18 protein-coding genes are annotated in these 20,841 nt (G+C 29.3%); all 18 read right to left on the bottom strand.

All coding sequences use genetic code 11. From position 1 onward, the window contains the following. On the bottom strand, positions 1–1,227 hold the full coding sequence (locus N4A55_RS13700; RefSeq protein ID WP_293757357.1) for an NAD(P)/FAD-dependent oxidoreductase: 1,227 nt from the start codon (positions 1,225–1,227) through the stop codon (positions 1–3). Positions 1,228–1,306: 79 nt separating this feature from the next. Further along, entirely contained in the window at positions 1,307–3,679 is a 2,373-nt protein-coding gene (locus N4A55_RS13695) for an alpha-galactosidase (RefSeq protein ID WP_293757355.1), read from the bottom strand. Between the two features lie 380 nt (positions 3,680–4,059). Continuing rightward, complete coding sequence (locus tag N4A55_RS13690) at positions 4,060–5,199, bottom strand: hypothetical protein (protein ID WP_293757353.1); 1,140 nt, start codon at positions 5,197–5,199, stop codon at positions 4,060–4,062. Between the two features lie 11 nt (positions 5,200–5,210). Next, positions 5,211–5,987 carry a hypothetical protein gene (locus N4A55_RS13685; RefSeq protein WP_293757351.1) on the bottom strand — a complete coding sequence of 259 codons (777 nt, stop codon included), beginning with the start codon at positions 5,985–5,987 and terminating at the stop codon, positions 5,211–5,213. 353 nt (positions 5,988–6,340) lie between these two features. Continuing rightward, positions 6,341–7,324, bottom strand: a complete 984-nt coding sequence (locus N4A55_RS13680; protein WP_293757349.1) for a hypothetical protein — start codon at positions 7,322–7,324, stop codon at positions 6,341–6,343. Between the two features lie 90 nt (positions 7,325–7,414). Continuing rightward, on the bottom strand, positions 7,415–9,040 hold the full coding sequence (locus tag N4A55_RS13675) for a putative polysaccharide biosynthesis protein (protein WP_293757347.1): 1,626 nt from the start codon (positions 9,038–9,040) through the stop codon (positions 7,415–7,417). Between the two features lie 242 nt (positions 9,041–9,282). Beyond that, positions 9,283–9,612, bottom strand: coding sequence for a cytidine deaminase (locus N4A55_RS13670; RefSeq protein WP_293757345.1), 330 nt, complete (start codon positions 9,610–9,612; stop codon positions 9,283–9,285). A gap of 35 nt (positions 9,613–9,647) precedes the next feature. Beyond that, on the bottom strand, positions 9,648–10,805 hold the full coding sequence (locus N4A55_RS13665; protein WP_293757343.1) for a DUF3048 domain-containing protein: 1,158 nt from the start codon (positions 10,803–10,805) through the stop codon (positions 9,648–9,650). A gap of 58 nt (positions 10,806–10,863) precedes the next feature. Next, the gene (locus N4A55_RS13660; protein ID WP_293757341.1) at positions 10,864–11,217 is read right to left on the bottom strand and encodes a diacylglycerol kinase; all 354 of its coding nucleotides are present in this window, start codon (positions 11,215–11,217) and stop codon (positions 10,864–10,866) included. After that, the gene (ybeY, locus tag N4A55_RS13655) at positions 11,214–11,717 is read right to left on the bottom strand and encodes an rRNA maturation RNase YbeY (RefSeq protein WP_443083837.1); all 504 of its coding nucleotides are present in this window, start codon (positions 11,715–11,717) and stop codon (positions 11,214–11,216) included. Before ybeY ends, N4A55_RS13660 begins: the two co-directional genes overlap by 4 nt. Continuing rightward, positions 11,692–13,104: an HD family phosphohydrolase gene (locus N4A55_RS13650; RefSeq protein WP_293757337.1), complete on the bottom strand. Its 1,413-nt coding sequence runs from the start codon at positions 13,102–13,104 to the stop codon at positions 11,692–11,694. The genes ybeY and N4A55_RS13650 overlap by 26 nt, the downstream gene beginning before the upstream one ends. Before the next feature lie 14 nt (positions 13,105–13,118). Continuing rightward, positions 13,119–14,090, bottom strand: coding sequence for a PhoH family protein (locus N4A55_RS13645; protein ID WP_293757335.1), 972 nt, complete (start codon positions 14,088–14,090; stop codon positions 13,119–13,121). Continuing rightward, on the bottom strand, positions 14,050–15,297 hold the full coding sequence (yqfD, locus tag N4A55_RS13640; RefSeq protein ID WP_293757333.1) for a sporulation protein YqfD: 1,248 nt from the start codon (positions 15,295–15,297) through the stop codon (positions 14,050–14,052). The genes N4A55_RS13645 and yqfD overlap by 41 nt, the downstream gene beginning before the upstream one ends. A 46-nt stretch (positions 15,298–15,343) precedes the next feature. Further along, a complete protein-coding gene (locus N4A55_RS13635) occupies positions 15,344–15,634 on the bottom strand; it encodes a YabP/YqfC family sporulation protein (protein ID WP_293757331.1) in 291 nt (96 codons plus the stop codon). A gap of 162 nt (positions 15,635–15,796) precedes the next feature. Next, positions 15,797–16,240, bottom strand: a complete 444-nt coding sequence (locus N4A55_RS13630; RefSeq protein ID WP_293757329.1) for a GatB/YqeY domain-containing protein — start codon at positions 16,238–16,240, stop codon at positions 15,797–15,799. Positions 16,241–16,268: 28 nt separating this feature from the next. Next, a complete protein-coding gene (gene rpsU, locus N4A55_RS13625; protein WP_212694222.1) occupies positions 16,269–16,442 on the bottom strand; it encodes a 30S ribosomal protein S21 in 174 nt (57 codons plus the stop codon). Positions 16,443–16,617: 175 nt separating this feature from the next. After that, positions 16,618–17,919 (bottom strand): CapA family protein, encoded by a 1,302-nt coding sequence (locus N4A55_RS13620; protein WP_293757327.1) that lies wholly within the window; start codon positions 17,917–17,919, stop codon positions 16,618–16,620. A 148-nt stretch (positions 17,920–18,067) separates the two neighbouring features. Further along, on the bottom strand, positions 18,068–20,707 hold the full coding sequence (gene alaS, locus N4A55_RS13615; protein WP_293757325.1) for an alanine--tRNA ligase: 2,640 nt from the start codon (positions 20,705–20,707) through the stop codon (positions 18,068–18,070). Positions 20,708–20,841: the final 134 nt, after the last annotated feature.

Below are 20,841 nucleotides of genomic sequence, written 5' to 3'. Positions count from 1 at the left end.
TCATTTACTAGCATTCATACCTGCAACAACCCCTGAACTCCAAGCCCATTGCAAATTATACCCTCCACAATCACCATCTACATCTATAACCTCTCCTGCAAGATATACATCTTTAACTTTCTTCGATTCCAGAGTAACCTCATCTATTTCACTTGTTATGATACCACCTGCAGTAACTTGTGATTGATTCCATTGATTGGTACCAGTTATAATCAATGAGAATTTTTTTAGAATAGATACAAGCTTATTTCTTTCTTCTTTTTTAATGTCAGCAGATTTTTTAATAGGTGCTATACCCGCTTCTTTTATAATTATATTGATTAATCTTTTGTTAATCAACCCGATAAAATTCTCTTGTATAGTTTTATTAGGCATAGAAGTCAACCTCTTCAACAGAATTTGATCCAATTTCTTATCTGATAAGTCATGAAAAAAGTCAATGTCTACACTAACTCTCTTATTATCATTAAGATAATCAGAAGCAATTCTACTAATCTGTAAAATAGGTGGACCTGATATACCATAATCTGTAAACAATATTTCTCCGTATTCTTTGCGTATTATTTCATTATTCTCATCTATTATTTTAGCCAAAGCATTTATTTTGACACCTTTTATTTGTTTCAAGAAATCAGCACCAGACTTAAGCTGAACCAAAGAAGGTATGGGCTTTTTAATAGTATGTCCAAAAGATTTAGCTAATGTAAATCCGCTACCATTAGAGCCTAGGTCAGGAGAAGATTTCCCTCCTGCTGCTATAATGATTTTATTACCATAATATTTTTTATCCTTTGTATAAACGACAAAGTTATTACTTCGCTCAATCTTAGTAACTTCAGCATTGCATTCTATCTTTATTTTTAATCTATCCGCTTCCAGTCTTAGTACATCCAATACCGAGCTTGCTTGTAATGAATTAGGATAAACTTTTCCACTATCTACAGTAATAGGATATATCCCTAATTCACTAAAAAACTCCAGTGTTTCATTTACATCAAACTGCTCTAATATCTTTGTAATGAAATCCTTATCTCCACCATGAAAATATTTACTAGAACAGTGCATGTTGGTTAGATTACATCTACCATTCCCTGTAGCCAGTATTTTTTTCCCAATTCTATCTTTTCTTTCTAAGATGGTAACTTTTGCTCCATTTCTTGCTGCGACAATTGCTGCAACTAACCCTGAAGCTCCACCACCAATAATAACAATCTTATTTTTAGCCATAAAAAAACCTCACATCATATAATAAAACTATTTTAAGTTATTTATTATATGAATGCAAGGATATTTTATAAACAATGTATTATTCTTCCATGACTTCAACTTTTTTCAAGTAGTAAATTCTTGAACCAAAGTCTCCAATATATCTTACCTGATCACCAAATCCAGCTCCATTGAATTGTTGTAAAGGCTTTAATCCAGCATACATCAAGCTATCACCATACTCATCTATCTTTTGAACATCATTCTTGTACATATAATTATCAGATATTGTTTTATGTATAATTCCTCTTACCCCGTTGATCTTCACATTAAAAGGTACATAATCATTGATTAATTCACCAAATCTCTCTATATTCATAAATTGTGCCCTTGATTCCAGATGATACATGTACTGTTCTTCTAAACCTTTTAATTTAATGGTTTCCAAACTTTTATTGCTTTCTTGCAGTTTTTGATAGTAGCCCACAATGGCTTCTTCTTTATCCTTAGAAACTACCATCCATATGGCATAATTTGTTTCAAATGGTGATTTAATTCTATAGAATGTACCATACTGTAATAACTTTCTATGTTTCTTATAAAACTCCACTTGTTTTTTAATAGCCTTTTTCTCAAAGTTAGAAAGATTATTCAAATTAAGTTCATAACCCAATAGTCCAAAACAAGCCACGTTGAATCTTGATTCAATACTGTTTTGTCTCAATACTTGATGTGAAGGGTTAGAACCAACATGAGCTCCAAGGGTACTTAGTGGATAAATTAACGATGAACCATATTGAATATTCATTCTTTCACCAGGGTCAGTATTATCACTTGCCCATGTTTGGGGCATATAATATAACATTCCTAAGTCATACCTATTACCACCACTAGCACAACTTTCAAATAATATATCCTCAAAATCTGTTTTCAATCTATTCAGTAAATCGTATAATCCCAAAATGTATCTATGTGCCAATTCTTTTTGTCTATGTTTTGGTAGATATGAAGAATAAACATCAGTTACACACCTATTCATATCCCACTTAACATACTTGACCTTTCCTCGTCTGAATACACTGCTAAGTTGTTTATATAAATAATTTATTACATTAGGATTAGCCATATCCAGCATTAATTGATTTCTTCCAAGTGATGGTTCTCTATTTTCGAGTTTTATAGCCCAACTTGGATGTCTTTTATACAAATCACTCTCTTGTGATATCATTTCAGGTTCTACCCATAATCCAAATCCTAATCCCATTTCATTAATTTTATTACTAAGACCTTCAAGGCCATTAGGTAGCTTCTTTCTATCTTCAACCCAATCCCCCAAACTAGTTGTATCATCATTACGTCCTTTGAACCAACCATCATCTAGTACAAATAATTCCATGCCAAGTTCTTTTGCAGTTTTTGCAAGTCTTAACAACTTCTTCTCATTAAAATCAAAATATGCTGCTTCCCAACTATTAGCTATAACAGGTCTTTTTCTGAATTGCCATCTCACCGGTATTAGATTATGATTAATTACATCATGAAAATTCCTGCTCATACCTCCTATTCCATTTTTTGAATAAGTCATTATCACTTCAGGAGTTTGAAATTCTTCTTTTTTATCTAACAGCCAGCTGAAATCAAATGGATTAATTCCCATCTGTACCCTAGTTTGATTATGAGGACTGACTTCTGCTAACCCTTGATGATTGCCACTGTATAATAAAGAAAAACCATAACAGGAACCATAGTCTTCTGTAGTATCAGCCTCTGATAAACACATAAAAGGATTGAAATCTGAACTTGAAGTGAATTTTTTTGAATTAATATAGTATACTCCTTTATTAAGTCTTTGTTTTTGTATATGCTTTTCTCTGATCCATTTTCCTTCAAGAGTTATTAAGTCGTAATCACAATTATCAAAATCAATATTAAAACTCATTGCCTTGACAATTCTAATCTTACCTGATTCACCATTAACAATTTTCATACTTCTTGTAATGACATCTCTATCATAAAAAACAGAGTACTGTAATAACACATATACATCCATCACTTGGTCATATAACTTAATCTCCAATGACGTAACAGTGTCCTCGTTCTGAAAAGTATGTGGTAATCCCTCTATATCTTTTTTACCTTCATATATGTTATATGAATGGAATAGAAAATCACTTACTCTTGAATTATCACTAAACTCTATATGTAATGATGGCTCTCTATAATCAGACTTGCCATAAGTTGATAACTCTAATGTAGTGGTGTTCAAAGAATAATGTTCATGTTTTTTACTATAATTAGTCTCGTTGCCAACTGGTGTTACATAATTATGATATAAATTACTAAAATCATCCCTGTTTCTTATTTTACGTCCATAATATAAATGTGATAAGTGATTGGACTCTAATACTTTTATGATATAACTAGTATTGGATGTTGTAAGATGAAATTCATTGTTATTATTTACATAAATCATTAAAACACCTTCTCCTAATAGATTTTATTAAGTCTGATAAGTATAACCACATTCCCGACCAGCAAAAAACATACTCTTAATGTTGTTAATATAGATTAGTGTATCATAATTAACAATTACTGTAAACTTTCATCCTATTCCTATAATATAAAAAAGAAAGTCCATAATTATAATTTTCATAGACCTTCTTTATAGTAAAAATGCATGAATGATTCCTGTAATTAACTTGTATAATTTCTTAGTAATTTATACCTAACCTATTTTTTATGATAAATAATAACTGTAACCCTTATACGAAATGGATTATAACAATTTCTAATGACTATAAGTTATATTATCTTATTTCTAGCTATTTAATTTACTATTATTAAGGCATACTATTAATTTATACGTATAATACCAGTATCATCTTTGTCATAAAATTGGCTTGTTACATAATTATCTGTACTATTACGTAACCAATCAATAGATTCATTATCTAAATAGTTACTAACATTAATTTTAGTAAACCCTTCTAAATCATAAAAATATAGGTTATTGTCAATATGGTTATTATATTTTACCATAATATAATTACTATAAATCCTACTACAAAGAACACTTTTATTATCTGTATTGAATTGATATGTCTTACATAATTTTAAATCATGAACAAATAAATGAGGTTCAATTAGTGTCTTATAGTTTCCATCATGCCACACAATATAACTTCCATTAGACATATAATCAATAATATACCTTTCGTCAATATCACTATTGGTATTTATTTCAAACGTTTCTTTTGTATCTAAATTATATTGATTTATAGAAAGAGTCTTATCTTTATTTGCTGTTAGGTAGGTAATGAAATTATCGCAAATAGGGGCTTCATAATAAGGTGAAGCTCTATAAACTTTTTCTTGTAATAATATTACTGAATCATCTTTGATAGAATATAATAATAAGTTATTATCAGTATATATATCTTCGGAACCTTCAGGTAATTCATACCAAGATACCCAATTTTTACTGATACTAATAGCAGGAGGACTGGTAGAATTACTATCTTCATATTTTCTAATAATATCTATTTCACCATCTGCTAAAGTCATCTTATTAAGTCTCCAATATGGTTTATCACCATACAAATCTATCCAAAACAGATATTCTTTAGTTGCTCTTAAGTCACACATAAATTTATTGATATTATCATCATGATAATTATAAATAAGTGATGTATTCTTATCTTTTATATTATAACAATATATATCTATATCATTGACATATTCACTAAAACTATCATATACAACGATGTAGTATATTTTATCATCTACATAAGAATAATCAAAAATTTCCCCATTTTTTATATTAGGTAAAATATTTGTATCTATGTGTAACTTTTCATTCTTTTCTTCAACAAATTGTATATCTTTAATAATATTATCACTATCTAAAAATAATGATTTATCTTTGCTATTACATCCAGTCATTACAAATAAAAAACTAAAGCTAACAATTAATAATTTATTAATTTTTTTCATGAATTAAAACCTTAATAATAAATTACGTATCTACCAGATGGTGATACTGTTCCATATGCTTCAGATAATCTAACATTCCATTCACCACGAAATTGATCATACCAACAGCAATCTTTAATTCTAACTAAATTATCAATAGGTTCACAGTCTATTTTATCTACTGATAAATAATGACCTAAATCGCGACCATGATAATAAGGCAAAGATTTAGTCTTTGCATGTAATAGTACAGGTCTATTATAATATAAACTATTATAAATTTTTGTTGCAAATGAAGATTTATCCATAGCACTTCCTTGCATATATTTGTAATAATTTTGTGAAAGATAAGTATTTAAATCTCTTTTTACTTCCCATACAATGGCTGAACTATTCTTATGACCTGCATTTTCAGCTAAAGTTTCTTGTTTCCTGTTATTATCTGTTCCACTTACTTTAGATTGTAAATTTATTCCATAAAGAGTTTGTAGCATGGTTGCATATCCACAGTAAAAATCTGTTGCTTGTTTTATTACAGGTACAGTACAAACCGCTCCTGTCATACCGCCTATTCTAGGTGCTTTTCTAGATGGCCTTAATTTTTCTAGTGTGATAGAATTTATCATTTGCATTGCACCATCAGGATTTTCCTTCATTTCTAATTTAAATTGCTCATCATTTTTGTACTGTTCAAGTACATTATTTTTGACATCTGAAAATTTAATGATTGTTTGGGCATTAACATTAGTATTAAGACTAAATACTGTCGTTACTAATACCATTAGTATAATAATAGTATGTTTCTTCATATAAATATCTCCTTTATTATTTTTTAGCATTCAAATACATTTATAATTTTTAAATACAATATATACACCTCTTTTAATATTATTTTATAAATATTTAAATACTATATAATAATATAACACCTTTTATAAATATATCAATATTAATTACGTTTTATTTTATATATTATAAGATATAATACTATATTTCCATATAATATGTCTAAATAAATATTTTTATAAGTATATATTTCTAAAAAATAGATATTAAAGATATTACTAAAATATATTAATAAAATATAATAATAAAAAGAAAGTCCATAATTATAATTCTCATAGACCTTCTTTATAGTAAAATTCATGAATTATTCCTGTAATTAACTTGTATAATTTTCTAATAACCTTATAAGCTCAACTTCACTATTAACAGTTATTCCTTCTTTTAACTTATTCATCAATTCTTCTTCCAAACCGCTAACAGGCGTTTCAATAACTTTTCTTAAATATCCTTTTAATATATCATTCAGTTTATCCTGCTTCAAATCAGATGAGTATTTTTCATCTTGTTTATAATCGTAAAACACTCCCATGACACCGTTGTATTCTTTTAGAATATATTTACCACTTTGGTTTAATCTGTATAACTGCCATAATTTCTTTAGACTCTGTGACAGTTCCTCTTCACCATATACAATGATTCCATTATTGAGCTTATCCTGTTCTTCCCAAACCAAATCATTGACTGGTATGTCAATTGTATCTCTTAGATATTCATCTAGTTCGATGTCTTCACCTTTATCTCTGTAATCATGAAATACTCCAATATTGGTATTATGTCTTTTAATAATATAATACTTATCAGAACGATCCTCGATTATTCTTCTCAGTATAACCTTTTCTGGAGAAAAAGCTATTAATTGAAATTCAGGATAGAACTCCTCCATTTGTTCCCTAGTCAGATTTATCATATAGTATGGTGGTTCAATCTCTTTTTCAATTTCTAATTTATCATCTAACGTATAATAATTTTGATATTCTATACGTGTTGAAGACATGATCTTAGGCTCTTTCACAGTATCTACAGAAATAATATCCTTATTATTTTTACTGCTTGCTATTGGTTCTATATCTGTTATTTTTACTTTATAATTGTCTCTTGAAATTGAATCTTCACTACTATCTTCTAAAATCTTATTCTTTATAGTATCTTTTTCTATGTTATTATCAAGTACTATTTTATCATTTTGTTTTTTTGTTATATTATCTTCTACAATGTATCCATAAAATCTATTTACTGCAATAATACTTATAGCAATAATACAAATCACTGAAGCAATAACTAATATTTTCTTACTTCTCACCAAAATCACTCCTTACGAGTATTTTTGGTATAAGTATTTACAATAAGTATTAATTTTATGCATTTTTTAAGAATTTTTCTATAAAATAGATTATTTCAATAATCTCATCTTAGTTAATAACCTAATTAGTGATTCACCCTTTGGTACTGAATATAATTCCTCTTTATCCAAACCTTTTAGTTTTATTAACAATATTAGATATACACATGCTCCTACTAAAATTGATGTCAATGTAGAGATTGTATTACCTATTCTCATTGCGCCAAATAAAGTATAGACAATATTACAGCTTAGCCCCATTACTAGTGCAGAAATAGTGGGGATTACATAAGTTTTCTTTATATCAAATTTCATCCTTGTATATTTCTTGATAGCTCTCATATTAAAGAACGCTGAACTAAATGCAAATATAATATTAGTGACTACTGCTCCTATTAGGTTAGTATCAAATACATATAAAAGTATTATATTGAAAACTACTTTGATAAGCAATGATTTCATAGCACTTATTACAGGTACTCTTAATCTATCCATTCCTTGTAAAACCCCAATGGATATTGTTGATAAAGCAAAAAATACAACTGAAATTGAACCTATTTTAAGCAACAATGAAGCTTTGCTGGGATTGCTGATACCAAACAGCATTCTTATTATAGGTTCTGATAATATAAATATACCTACACATGATGGAATTGCTATGAACATGGTAAATCTAATAGCCATATTTATTTTTCTTTTAATCTGTTTTTTATCTTTTAATACTATTGATGTAGTAATACTTGGTATGGTAGCAGCAGCTAATGCTGATGCAATGGACACTGGTAAAGTAATAATAATCTTATATTTACCATTTAGTATACCGTATAAAGTATCTGACATTTCTTGGGTATAATTGTGGAAACGAAGAGCATCATTAAACATAAACATATCTACTAAGTTAGTAAAATGAAAAGTTGCACTTCCAATTATAATAGGTACTGAAGTCAAAACAACCAGTTTTCCAAAACTGAAATGAGTAATACTTGAATCGGAATTAGTATCTTTACGAACTCTTTTCAAGAATAATTTTCTTGACATGAAATAAATACCAATCAAGGTCAATAATCCTGCAAAAGCACCAATTCCTGTTCCTAATGTTCCACCAGCCGCTCCCCATTCATAACCCCTCGTAAATAAAATACTGGCTAGAACTATACTAAAAATAGCATTAAAAATTTGTTCTATGACTTGCGAAACAGCTGTAGGTATCATTGTATTCATGCCTTGGAAATATCCTCTTAAAACAGCCATGATTGAGAAAATAAGTAATGTTGGTGATAGAGCCTTAATAGCATATTGAGATTTTTCACTATATACCAAATCAGCCAATAGTGACGAACCAAAAAACATAATACTTGCTGATATCAATCCAATAAGAAGTGCTATACATAATGCAGATATAAATATCTTATGGGCTTCTTTATATTTTTTTACAGCCATCCTAGCAGATACAAGCTTAGATACAGCAGATGGAAGTCCATAGGATGATATAATCAAACCAAATGAGTATATATCAAATGCCTTACTATAGCATCCTATACCTTCCTCACCTATTGTATTTACTAATGGAATACGATAAGCAAATCCTATTAGCCTTACTATTATACCAGCAGAAGCTAGTATTGCACCCTGCACTGCTAAATTCTTGCCTTTTCTCTTTTGCTTCAAACTATTCATCTTTACACCTCAAAAAAAATATATCTAATATATTTTATACTATAATTTTACATTTTTCAAATTAAGTTTACATTATAATTTATATAAGTTATGTAATTAATAAAATAAATGAAGCTATAGTATCAGCTTATATTGTTGACTAATACTATAGCTTTTATATCAATCTTATTAATAATGATCAAAAATTATAGTTATAATTCAAATCTTACAGGTAATAAATCTTCAACCATATATTCTCTAGTCTATCCATTATTGTTGGCTAAGATGATTTTACCTTCTGGCATTAATTCAGCTAGTACCTGTCTACAGATACCGCATGGAGGTGTGAAATCTCCACTTGAACTAACTACTGCAATAGCATCAAATTCTCTTTCTCCTTCTGATACTGCCTTAAATAGCGCCGTCCTTTCAGCACAATTTGTTGCACCAAATGAAGCATTTTCTATATTACATCCAGTATAGATTTTACCACCTTTTGTAATAACAGCAGCTCCTACTTTGAATTTTGAGTATGGAACATATGCCATTTCTTTAGCTTTCATAGCTTCATTAACTATTTCGCTATAATTCATACAATATCATATCCTTTCATACATTAACTTTAACTTTATTTAGTAAAAGTAATTTTACTTTTTCTATTCTTAGGAAATACTGATACCCAAGTCTTACCTTTGTTTAATTCTATTTCTTCACCATTCTCATTATAATATAATGTTGGTTTATAGTGAGATGGTTTTTTCCAAGTTATTTTCTGAGCTTTTCCATTAGTGATATAATAACCATCACCTGAAGTCACTAGCGTCATATCCATGCAGCCATATTTATCACCTTTTATTGCCCATATATTAGCAAATTGTATTATGATATTATTATATTTTAATTGTTCCTCAGTTTCTCTATCTATATGCTTATCACCAAATTGAAATCTGTAATATAACTTATCTTCTTCATTATATTCAAACCATGGCTTTTGCTCATAATGAGAATATGGTAGATCTATATAAGTAGCTTCCATATCAGAAGTTAGATTGATTTCTTCTTCTGAAAACTTGAATTTGGCTTCAAAGTCTTCTTTATTTGTTTCTCTATAACCTACTTGTTTCCATGCTTTCAATAACTTATCATAACTTGTATATGTACTATGTGGTCTAACTCTTGTAGAGTCTTGATAACACATCACTGCATCTAAACCTGATAATCCATCCATATGAGGTGAATTCCATTCTCTGAACTTCGCTTTTGCATAAGTACTTTTGCCGTAATGAACATAAATGGCATCATGGTCAAAAGCAAAATCCAAATAGTAATGCCTAGCACTTCTGACTGGACCAATTTTTTTTGCATCAAAATCTCTAAAAATAGCATATAATCTTGTAATACCACCTTCAACAATTGTTTCATATACTATGTCAGCCTGTTCAATACCACTTTGAGGCATTGCAGCTTTTAAGTTGTTTATCATTATCCCAATGGGTCTTCTGTTAGCCGCTTCCTCACTTATCCATAACCCGGTTAAAGTATTAATTACCTCACCTTCATGGTCATTCACTACTTCTTCCACTTCTTGTATTTCCTTATTATCTTCAACCTCTGTTGAATCATTGTTTTCTAGTTCTTCACTATCTGTTATATTGGTTACAGCCTGGTTATCTTCATTTATACTAGTATCAGATACTTTCTTCTTGCAGCCTGTTACTATGAACATTGTTAGAATTATTACTAACATAATTACTTTTATATTTACTTTATTTAGTACTTTATTCATTTTATTTCATACCCTTCTTTAGTAAAATTAAATTCAAACTTGTATTTATAATAATATATCATATTTTAGGTATAAACAATATACATCCAATAATCACTGCACCAAAAGCAGCTAATAAAGTTGCACCGGCGGCGATATCTTTTGCATATTTACCTAATTGATTATATTTGTTGCCACATACTAAATCTACTGTATACTCCACAGCAGTATTCAATAATTCAGTTATCATAACAATAAATATGGTTATAACAAGTATTATATATTCCCACTTGGTAAAATTAAAATACCAAGCTAGTAACAATACAATAATCGTTGCTAAAACATGAAGTTTAAAATTTCGCTCAGTTTTAAATGCCTGAAATATACCTCTAAATGCACATTTAAAACTATCAGTTAAATGTCTATTTTTCATCGTTTAAGACCTACTTCGTTTAAGATTTGTTGTTGTTGTTGTTTCATAACTTGTTCTTCCTCATTTATTATATGGTCATACCCCATTAAATGTAACATGCTGTGCGCAGTTAAAAACCCAATTTCTCTTTCGATTGAATGTCCATATTCCTTAGCTTGTTCGTAAGCTCTCTCAAGTGATATTATTATATCACCTAACATAAGTTCTCCTGTATCAAGATTAAACCATTCGTCATTATCTTCATCAATATCATCAAATTCACTTGGCTTTGTAAAATCTATTAATGGAAATGATAATACATCAGTTGGCTTGTCCATATCTCTATGTTTTTTATTGATTTTTCTTATTTGTTCGTTATTAGTTATTGTTACGCTTACTTCTATTTCATATGGGCATTTTTCTTGATCCAATGAGACAGCAATCACCTTATTTATTATATCTACATATTCTTTACTAAAGTTTTGTTCGGTATCATTATTTATTATTATCGACAACTTCATTTCCTCCTACTTTGTTATCTGGATATTTTACCCTTTCATGGTATAATCCATTATACACCTTCATGAAAGAATTGCCAATAATAGGTAGTTCTTTTATTTTTAGATTACAATCATTCAATTGCCCTTCAGCAAATTTATTATTTATAATTTCTTCTATACATTTTTCAATATTAGATAAATTTCTTTCGTTTTCTGGTAAAGATCTTATATAAGCTTCCGTACAATCAGCTAACATAATTATAGCTGCTTCATTTGACTGTGGTTTTGGTCCAGAATACTTAAAATCATTTTCATCTACATCAAAACCATCACTATTATCTTTTGCTTTAAAATAAAAGTATTTAACTAAGGTATCGCCTTGATGCTGTTTAATAATACTTCTAACTACTTTTGGCAGGTGATTTTCTATTGCAAGTTTAACTCCATATTCTACATGTTCAATTATTATCTTAGCACTTGCAGCAGGGTCTAATTCATCATGAGGATTAACACCATCCTGATTCTCAGTAAAATACATAGGATTTTTTAATTTACCTATATCATGATATAGAGCTCCTGTTCTAGCTAATAATGCATCTGCACCAATATCATTAGCTGCTGTTTCAGCTAAATTAGATACCATTTGACTATGATGATATGTACCTGGAGCTTCTAACAATAATCTTTGTATTAGTTTTTGATCTGAATTAGTTAATTCTAGTAATTTTAATGGAGTAGAAACATCAAATAATGTCTCCCATAAAGGTAAACTACCTATAGTTATTATTACTGAAAATATGGAATTAAGAACTCCGTAAAATAAGTCAGTAACATTAAAATTAGAAAAACTACCATTCTTATAGAGGTTTATAAGGACTACCAAGATTATATTAACAATACATAAATACCCTGATACGAAAACAATCTTATTTCTCTTCTTAGCTTGGGTTATCACTAGGCAAGACAGTGTACCAGAAATTGTATAGAATAGAAAAAACTCTATACCGTTACCACTTACTAATAAACCTACTATCGTCAATAAAATATTTGTCATAATTCCTAATCTATTATCAATCATAATAGCTATTAGCATACCAGCTATTGGAATTGGTATAAGAAGATAGGGTAGTCTATTCATAGAAACTACAACAATCATCAATATTATATAAATACAAGTATAAAGTAATATTCTATTCTTATGTTTAAACAAATCATTATTAAAAAAGTATATATATACATATAACATTACAAATAATAGAATTACAAAACAGCCTACACTTAATTTAATAAAGAAATCCCTACTACCTAGTGCTATAACAGTTGATACTATTGTAGCTAATACTGTGAATATTGCTAGAAAAGTGATCAACAAACTTATCTTTGACCTATGATTCTCTTTGGTTTTCATATCTCTCCCCCATCTTATCGTTTAATATTTTTGTTCTCATAATTTTCATAAGCATTTATTATTTTTTGAACTAATGGATGTCTCACAACATCTTTACTAGTCAAATTAGCTATTCCTATATCATTAATATTCTTAAGGATTCTAGATGCTACTTCTAATCCTGATTTTTGACCACCTGGCAAATCCTTTTGTGTAACATCACCTGTAATGACTGCTTTTGAATTGAATCCTATTCTTGTTAAAAACATTTTCATCTGAGCAGGTGTTGTATTCTGAGCTTCATCTAATACTATAAAACTGTTATCAAGTGTTCTTCCTCTCATGTAAGCTAAGGGAGCTACTTCTATCAAACCTTTTTCCATGTTTTTTAAGAATGTATCAGCTCCCATAATTTCATATAGAGCATCATATAAAGGTCTTAAATAAGGATCTATCTTACTTTGCAAGTCACCAGGTAAGAATCCCAGTTTTTCCCCAGCTTCTATAGCTGGTCTAGTGAGAATAATTCTATTAACTTCGTTATTCTTAAATGCAGTTATAGCATTAGCCATTGCTAAGTAAGTTTTACCTGTACCAGCTGGGCCTATCCCAAATACAATCATTTTTTTTCTTATGAGATCGATATATTTTTTTTGACCTAATGTCTTAGGTCTTATGTGTTTACCTCCTGGAGTTACACATACTAGATCATCATTTAATTTGCTCATTTCTTCTTCTTTTTGTTTTTCACATAACGCCAATGTATACTCAACATTTTGCTCTGTTATTTCTATCTGCTTATTAGCAGTATCAATTAATTGCTTGATTACTCTATTTGCTATATTAACAGACTTGTGTTCTCCGATTATCTTAACGTCATTATCTCTATTTATGATATTAACACCTAATTTTTTTTCTATAATCTTAATATTATTATCATACTGTCCAAATACATTAACTATTATTTCATGGGGTATCTGAATCGTCTTCTCCAAAGTATTCTTCATATCCTTGCCTCCGCTCATTTTCATCAAAGTATTCTTTTTCACCAATTTTTTCAATTACTACTATGATTCCATCTGCAACTATTTTATCAGCCGATTCAATAATTTCAATTTCATTATTGACTATTTGCTTCTTAGAATCTTGTAGCTCTTTTAAATACCTTGTCATGTTTTCATTTATTATATTGGTTGCTTGTTCATTTGTATAAGTTTCTTCTATTAGTTTGTATTCTTTGTAAGACGTTTTGTGAGTACTTATTGGCAAATAAAAGTTGTCGAATAAACAAATTTCATCACATATGGTTATTTTATCATAATTACTATATTTAATTCTAGGTTTTAATATATTTATTTTTAAATTTAATATTTTTAATTCATTATCTTTCTTCTTATTATTAGTGTATATCTTATTAACATACTTCAAATTAACTTCATCATGATATGGATAAATTGTTTTCATATAAATATCCGCATCAGAATGGGTAAATTCAATTGCTTTAATTTCTTCTAATTCCTTTATTTCTAATGTACCTGAAACTAGTACATCCCCTTCTTCAACAACATCTCCTTTTACTACCTTAGGAGAACCTGTTCTAGTTACAATAGAAACTATAATACCCTTTTTATTAGATAGCATATCACAAGGCTTACTTAAATCTTCAATTTTAATATTATTTCGACCTTCTTCAATTTTAATAAGTAATTTTGTTCCTGTCATCTCGCAAGTTACCCAATTAATATTACCATAATTCTTAAATAAGCTCTTTTCTAATTCACTACACTTAACATCTTTTTTCCACATCCCAACAAAATGTGATTGAGTATTAAGAAATTTAATAAGATGTTCATCTGTATACATAGAATTACCTTCAATATCAATTTTCCATATAAATAAAGATAACAAAAAGACTATTGCCATACAAATGATCATTCCAAATAGGAATATCTTTCTCTTCCTAAAGATAAGAAATCTAAAAGGTAAACCTATTTTCCTAGTTATTCTCACCTTACATCCTGTTTTCTTAACTAGCGGACGTATTAATTTGAAACCTTTTGCACTAATATAAAGATTAAACCCATTATTAACACTTTTTACATTCCATATATATATACCTCTATTAGCACATAGGTTTATAAATCTCTCAGGTGAAAAACCACTTACATTTATAATAACATAGCCTCTTAGATATTTCCATATTTCAAGAAGCAAATGTCACCCTTCTTCCTCTTTTAAATTTTATATTACTTACTTAATCTTAATACTTGATTTTTTTTATTTGACCAGTTATCTTGATTTCTTCATCTGTAAGATATGTAATTAAGAAATGATTACCCTCTAATTCTATTAATCCATTTTTGGTTTTTACCTTCAAAAATTGTTCGTCATATTCCACTATCCCTTTATAATTTTCAATAAGCATCTCCCGTTTTCCAGTAAGAGTTATAATTGAATCCCCAAGTGCTACATCTCTAGGCACTTCTAATATTTCTGCTATATGAAATTTTTTATCATTATTTTTCTCTTTTTTCTTTTTATTAATTGTCATTCATCCTCTCACCTTGTTGAAGGGTATCCTCCAACTCATATTCCCCTCCTTTATACATAAATATGTTTATTATATATCTAATATTCTATAAGTTGAATTAAAAAATAATAAGATTAATTAGTAAAAAAATACACTAAAAAAGCTGTTGATAAATCAACAGCTTTATTTTAAGATATTTCTAATTATTTCACTTACCTTTTTATTATCTGCTTTACCTTGTACCTTTGGTATAATAGCAGACATTACTTTACCCATATCTTTCATTGAGGAAGCACCAACTTCTTCGATAGTTTTTTCAACTATAGAAATTAATTCTTCATCAGATAATTGTTCGGGTAAATAAGACATCAGAATATTAATTTCTACTTTTAAGTCATCAACTAAATCAGTTCGGCCACTTTTTTCATATTCAGGAAGGCTTGACTTTCTCTTCTTTACCTGACTTGATATTATTTTAATAATATCATCATCCGATAATTCTACGTGATTGTCTTTTTCTTCCTGAAGAATGGCTGAGCGGACTAGCTGAATAGTGTTTTTACGTAAAGTGTCTTTTTCTTTCATTGCAGATTTCATATCCTGCAACAATTGAACTTTTAATGACATACAATCATCCTCAAATTTTTAGGTTTAATTAGAACTTGCGTTTTCTTGCAGCTTCGGATTTTTTTTTGCGTTTCACGCTAGGTTTTTCATAATGTTCTCTCTTACGAATTTCCTGCATAATCCCTGCTTTTGCGCAACTTCTTTTAAATCTTCTGAGTGCACTATCTAGGGTTTCATTATCTTTAATAACAATGTTTGACATAGCCAACTCCTACCTCCCTCCAGTTGCAATTTGTGCCTTACCTCACAACTATTGGGGTATTAATTATCTAGCACTATATTAGATTATATCATATTATAGAAATACGTCAATATGTTTTTTGAAAACTTAATAGTTATTATATATATAATATAAATAATTATTTGCCAAAATCCTGTTAATGTAAAGAAATAGTGTACTTATAGTTATTATAAATATAATTTTTATCTGTATAGGTTAATATATGTTTAATTGTGTTAGCTCTTGCATAATTTAGTCTATTTATACCATACTCGTTTATATCCAGATTATATGAATCTATATTGTCTAGAATTTCATCTACTGGTAATACTGCCAATTCTCTTGAGTTTCTAAAAGTACAAGTTGGAACAAAGGAAATACTTTTTATTTCTGCTCTATGATTATCTATCTTTTCAAAATTAATATCCATGATAACACTTACATCTGTCTGTGATGGATATTGTTTTGTATATCTCTGTGATGATAAAAAATTACCTAATGAATATATTACCACACCTTTTCTTATAGATCCATCATCACACTTTATATCTCTAATCTCCAATGGTTGCAAGACATGAGGATGGCTACCAATAATAACATCTGTACCAGCCTCAAATAATTCATCCACAATGTCTTTTTGATAGGAATTAGGATAATCAAAATATTCATTACCAAAATGAATTATTGTCACAACAAAATCAACGCCTGTTTCATCAGCTCTCTTGACCTCTGATATCATGTCATCAATTTTGTCCCTATCATACATTCCTAAAGAATTGATCAGATACGGTTTATCCTTTGGTACATCAAATCCATTAGTCCCATATGTATACGCTAAAAACGCAAACTTCATATCATTTATATCTGTAGTAAATATTTTATCTGCCTCGTCTTCATTCCTATATGTTCCTACATGTGCCAGACCTTGCTTATCTAAAAAATCCAACGTAGATATAACCCCTTCTGCCTTACTATCTAAAGAATGATTATTAGCTGTAGATAACAAATCAAAACCAGCTTTTTTCATGTTATATGCTAATATTTCAGGGGTATTAAAACATGGAAAACCATGATAACCTTTATATTCATTCTCAGGTCTAATATTTCTCCCTTTATTTCTTCCAGCTAACGTAGTCTCAAGATTACCAATTGTATAATCAGAATTTTTTAGATACTCTTCTACATATCTAAATGAGTTAGTAAAATCAAAGCTATCCGTTTCTTTATCATAACCTCTGTATAACTGCCACTTGTGAAACATTATATCGCCAACAGCTGTTAATGTGACGTTACTAATCTTATGATTTACTAAAGATTTATCTATCATATTTTCTACTATATCTACATTAATACTTGATGCAATCGTATCATTATCATATTTTACAATATATGAATTACTAGAACAACCACTAAGTAACATTATAATAATTACAACCATACTAATTTTTCTTATCTTCATGAATATCCCTTCATTCCATTATGTATATTAATAATTCATTTGTGCGGATTTAATAATTATTTATGACTACTTGTAAACATACTACCTATAGTAAAGCCTAGTATATTTATTTGATCTATACTAGGCTCTATCTACTTTATCAAGTATATCATTTTATTTGAGTTTTTAATACATCTTTTGCTTTTTCTAAAGCTTCTTCTATCTTTTCAGGATTTTTACCACCTGCTTGTGCCATATTTGGACGTCCACCGCCACCGCCACCAACAACACCTGCTACTTCTCTAATTAAGTTACCTGCATGTGCTCCCTTTTTAGTAGCTTCTTCAGTTGCCATAACAACCAAATTAACTTTACTTCCCTTGGATGTTGTTAATACTATTACACCTTCACCAAGTTTTTGCTTCAAGCTGTCTCCAAGATTTCTTAATCCATTCATATCTTGGTCTTCAATATTTGCAGCTAACAGTTTGACTCCATCTATATCTACAACATTATTCAATAGATCATCAGCAGCACCTTTTGAAAGTTTTGCTTTCAATTTTTCGTTTTCTTGTTTGACTTTCTTATTGTCTTCCATTAACTGTTCTGTTTTCTTAATGAGCATTGAAGGTTCAGCTTTCAGTAATTTAGAAAAATCTTTTATTAATGATTCCAAATTCTTATAGTAGTTGATAGCGTTATTGGATGTTAAGGCTTCTATTCTTCTAACACCTGCAGCAACCCCTGTTTCAGAAACAATCTTGAATGTTCCAGCTTCAGAAGTATTTGATATATGTGTACCACCACATAATTCAACACTATAGTCATCCATGTTTACTACTCTAACCGTTGAACCGTATTTTTCTCCAAATAATGCCATGGCTCCTAGTTTTTTAGCTTCCTCAATAGACATTTCTTTCGTAACTATATTAAGTCCTTCCATGATCTTTAAGTTGACTTCTTCTTCTACACGTCTTATTTCATCATCTGTCAATGGTTGAAAATGAGTAAAGTCAAAACGCAACTTATCATGAGTTACATGAGAACCAGCCTGTTCAACATGATTTCCTAATACATTTCTTAACGCTTTTTGCAATAAGTGAGTAGCACTATGATTTTTAGCTGTAGCTCTACGATTAATTTCATCAACAATCAACTTTGCTTCTTGATTAACCTCAATTGTTCCTTCTACAACTACTCCTACATGACCTATTTTATTTCCCATTAACTTAACTACATCTTCAACTTCAAATTTACCTGTTTCAGTTGTGATGTACCCTATATCAGCCATTTGTCCACCACTAGTAGCATAAAATGGTGTCTCTTCAACGAATATAGTTCCTTTTGTACCTTCCTTTAATACATTGATAATTTCTTTTTCATCAGTTAAGACTTTTACCATAGAACTATATTTAATATTGTCATATCCAACAAATTTTGATTCCAATGAAGCATCTAATTTATTATATACAGTTTCTTCTGCACCCATATAATTACTTTCAGCTCTTGCTTCACGTGCTCTTGTTTTTTGTTTATCCATCTCTTCATTAAAACCATCTTCATCAACAAGTAGACTACTTTCTTCAAGAATCTCTTTTGTTAAATCAATAGGAAAACCGTAAGTATCATATAATTTGAATGTTTTTTCACCAGATAGCTTCTTATTACCTTCTTTTTCTAATTCATCAATATAAGTTTTTAATATACCTAGACCTTGGTCTATTGTTTCATTGAATCTATCTTCTTCTACAGTTATTATCTTAGTAATATAATCTTTCTTTTCTTCTAATTCAGGATAAGCTTCTTTGGAAACTTCAATAACTGTTTCACATAGCTTAGCTAAGAATTTGCCTTCTATACCTAAAAGTTTACCATGTCTAGCCGCTCTTCTTAATAATCTTCTAAGAACATATCCTCTGCCCTCATTAGATGGTAATATACCATCAGAAATCATAAAACTTACTGAACGAATATGGTCAGTGATAAGCCTTATGGAAATATCATTCTGTGGGTCTTCTTTATATTTGACATTAGCCATATCACAAACTTTTTGTAATAACGCCTGTATTGTATCTATATCAAATATTGAATCTACCTCCTGCATTAGAAGAGCAAGTCTTTCAAGTCCCATTCCTGTATCTATGTTAGGGAAATCAAGAGGAACATACTGACCGTCTTCAGTTTTTTCAAATTGAGTAAATACTAGATTCCAGAATTCCATGAATCTGTCACAGTCACAACCTACTTTACAATCTGGTGAACCACAGCCATGTTCCACGCCACGATCATAATGAATCTCTGAACATGGACCACATGGACCTGTACCATGCTCCCAGAAGTTATCTTCTTTTCCTAATCGTATTATTCTATCCTTAGGTAAACCAATTTTTTCATGCCATATTTTTTCTGCTTCATCATCTTCCAAATAGATAGATACATATAATTTGTCTTCTGGTAATTCAAGTACTTTTGTAACAAATTCCCATGCCCACTCTATAGCTTCTTCTTTAAAATAATCACCAAATGAGAAATTACCAAGCATTTCAAAAAAAGTACCATGTCTCTGAGTTTTTCCTACATTCTCTATATCACCTGTACGAATGCATTTTTGACAAGTAGTAACTCTTTTACTTGGTGGTACTTCCTGACCAGTAAAATAAGGTTTTAATGGTGTCATACCTGCATTTATTAATAATAAACTTTTATCGTTTTTAGGAACTAATGGAAAACTGTTCATTTTAAGATGATTCTTGCTTTCAAAAAATTCAAGATACATTTTCCTAAGTTCGTTTAAACCGTACTTTTTCATTGTTTCTTTTTCCTCCATTCAGCTATTAAAAAAAAATCCTCGTTTTCTTACGAGGTACACATTTCTCTTTTTAAAATTATAATTAAATGCCCTACTTTTGTCAATACTACCCTTTATAAAAACTGTAAAATGAT

The sequence above is a fragment of the Vallitalea sp. genome, from assembly GCF_025211055.1.
In the GTDB taxonomy this organism is placed as follows: Bacteria; Bacillota; Clostridia; order Lachnospirales; family Vallitaleaceae; genus Vallitalea.
Note: the sequence above shows the minus strand (reverse complement) of the source record. Positions and strands in the feature narration are given on the sequence as shown.

Coding starts and splice junctions, on each gene's coding strand:
- N4A55_RS13700 (WP_293757357.1), bottom strand. CDS start 1,227: ATGGCTAAAAATAAGATTGTTATTATTGGTGGTGGAGCTTCAGGGTTA.
- N4A55_RS13695 (WP_293757355.1), bottom strand. CDS start 3,679: ATGATTTATGTAAATAATAACAATGAATTTCATCTTACAACATCCAAT.
- N4A55_RS13690 (WP_293757353.1), bottom strand. CDS start 5,199: ATGAAAAAAATTAATAAATTATTAATTGTTAGCTTTAGTTTTTTATTT.
- N4A55_RS13685 (WP_293757351.1), bottom strand. CDS start 5,987: ATGAAGAAACATACTATTATTATACTAATGGTATTAGTAACGACAGTA.
- N4A55_RS13675 (WP_293757347.1), bottom strand. CDS start 9,040: ATGAATAGTTTGAAGCAAAAGAGAAAAGGCAAGAATTTAGCAGTGCAG.
- N4A55_RS13670 (WP_293757345.1), bottom strand. CDS start 9,612: ATGAATTATAGCGAAATAGTTAATGAAGCTATGAAAGCTAAAGAAATG.
- N4A55_RS13665 (WP_293757343.1), bottom strand. CDS start 10,805: ATGAATAAAGTACTAAATAAAGTAAATATAAAAGTAATTATGTTAGTA.
- N4A55_RS13660 (WP_293757341.1), bottom strand. CDS start 11,217: ATGAAAAATAGACATTTAACTGATAGTTTTAAATGTGCATTTAGAGGT.
- ybeY (WP_443083837.1), bottom strand. CDS start 11,717: ATGAAGTTGTCGATAATAATAAATAATGATACCGAACAAAACTTTAGT.
- N4A55_RS13650 (WP_293757337.1), bottom strand. CDS start 13,104: ATGAAAACCAAAGAGAATCATAGGTCAAAGATAAGTTTGTTGATCACT.
- N4A55_RS13645 (WP_293757335.1), bottom strand. CDS start 14,090: ATGAAGAATACTTTGGAGAAGACGATTCAGATACCCCATGAAATAATA.
- N4A55_RS13635 (WP_293757331.1), bottom strand. CDS start 15,634: ATGACAATTAATAAAAAGAAAAAAGAGAAAAATAATGATAAAAAATTT.
- N4A55_RS13630 (WP_293757329.1), bottom strand. CDS start 16,240: ATGTCATTAAAAGTTCAATTGTTGCAGGATATGAAATCTGCAATGAAA.
- rpsU (WP_212694222.1), bottom strand. CDS start 16,442: ATGTCAAACATTGTTATTAAAGATAATGAAACCCTAGATAGTGCACTC.
- N4A55_RS13620 (WP_293757327.1), bottom strand. CDS start 17,919: ATGAAGATAAGAAAAATTAGTATGGTTGTAATTATTATAATGTTACTT.
- alaS (WP_293757325.1), bottom strand. CDS start 20,707: ATGAAAAAGTACGGTTTAAACGAACTTAGGAAAATGTATCTTGAATTT.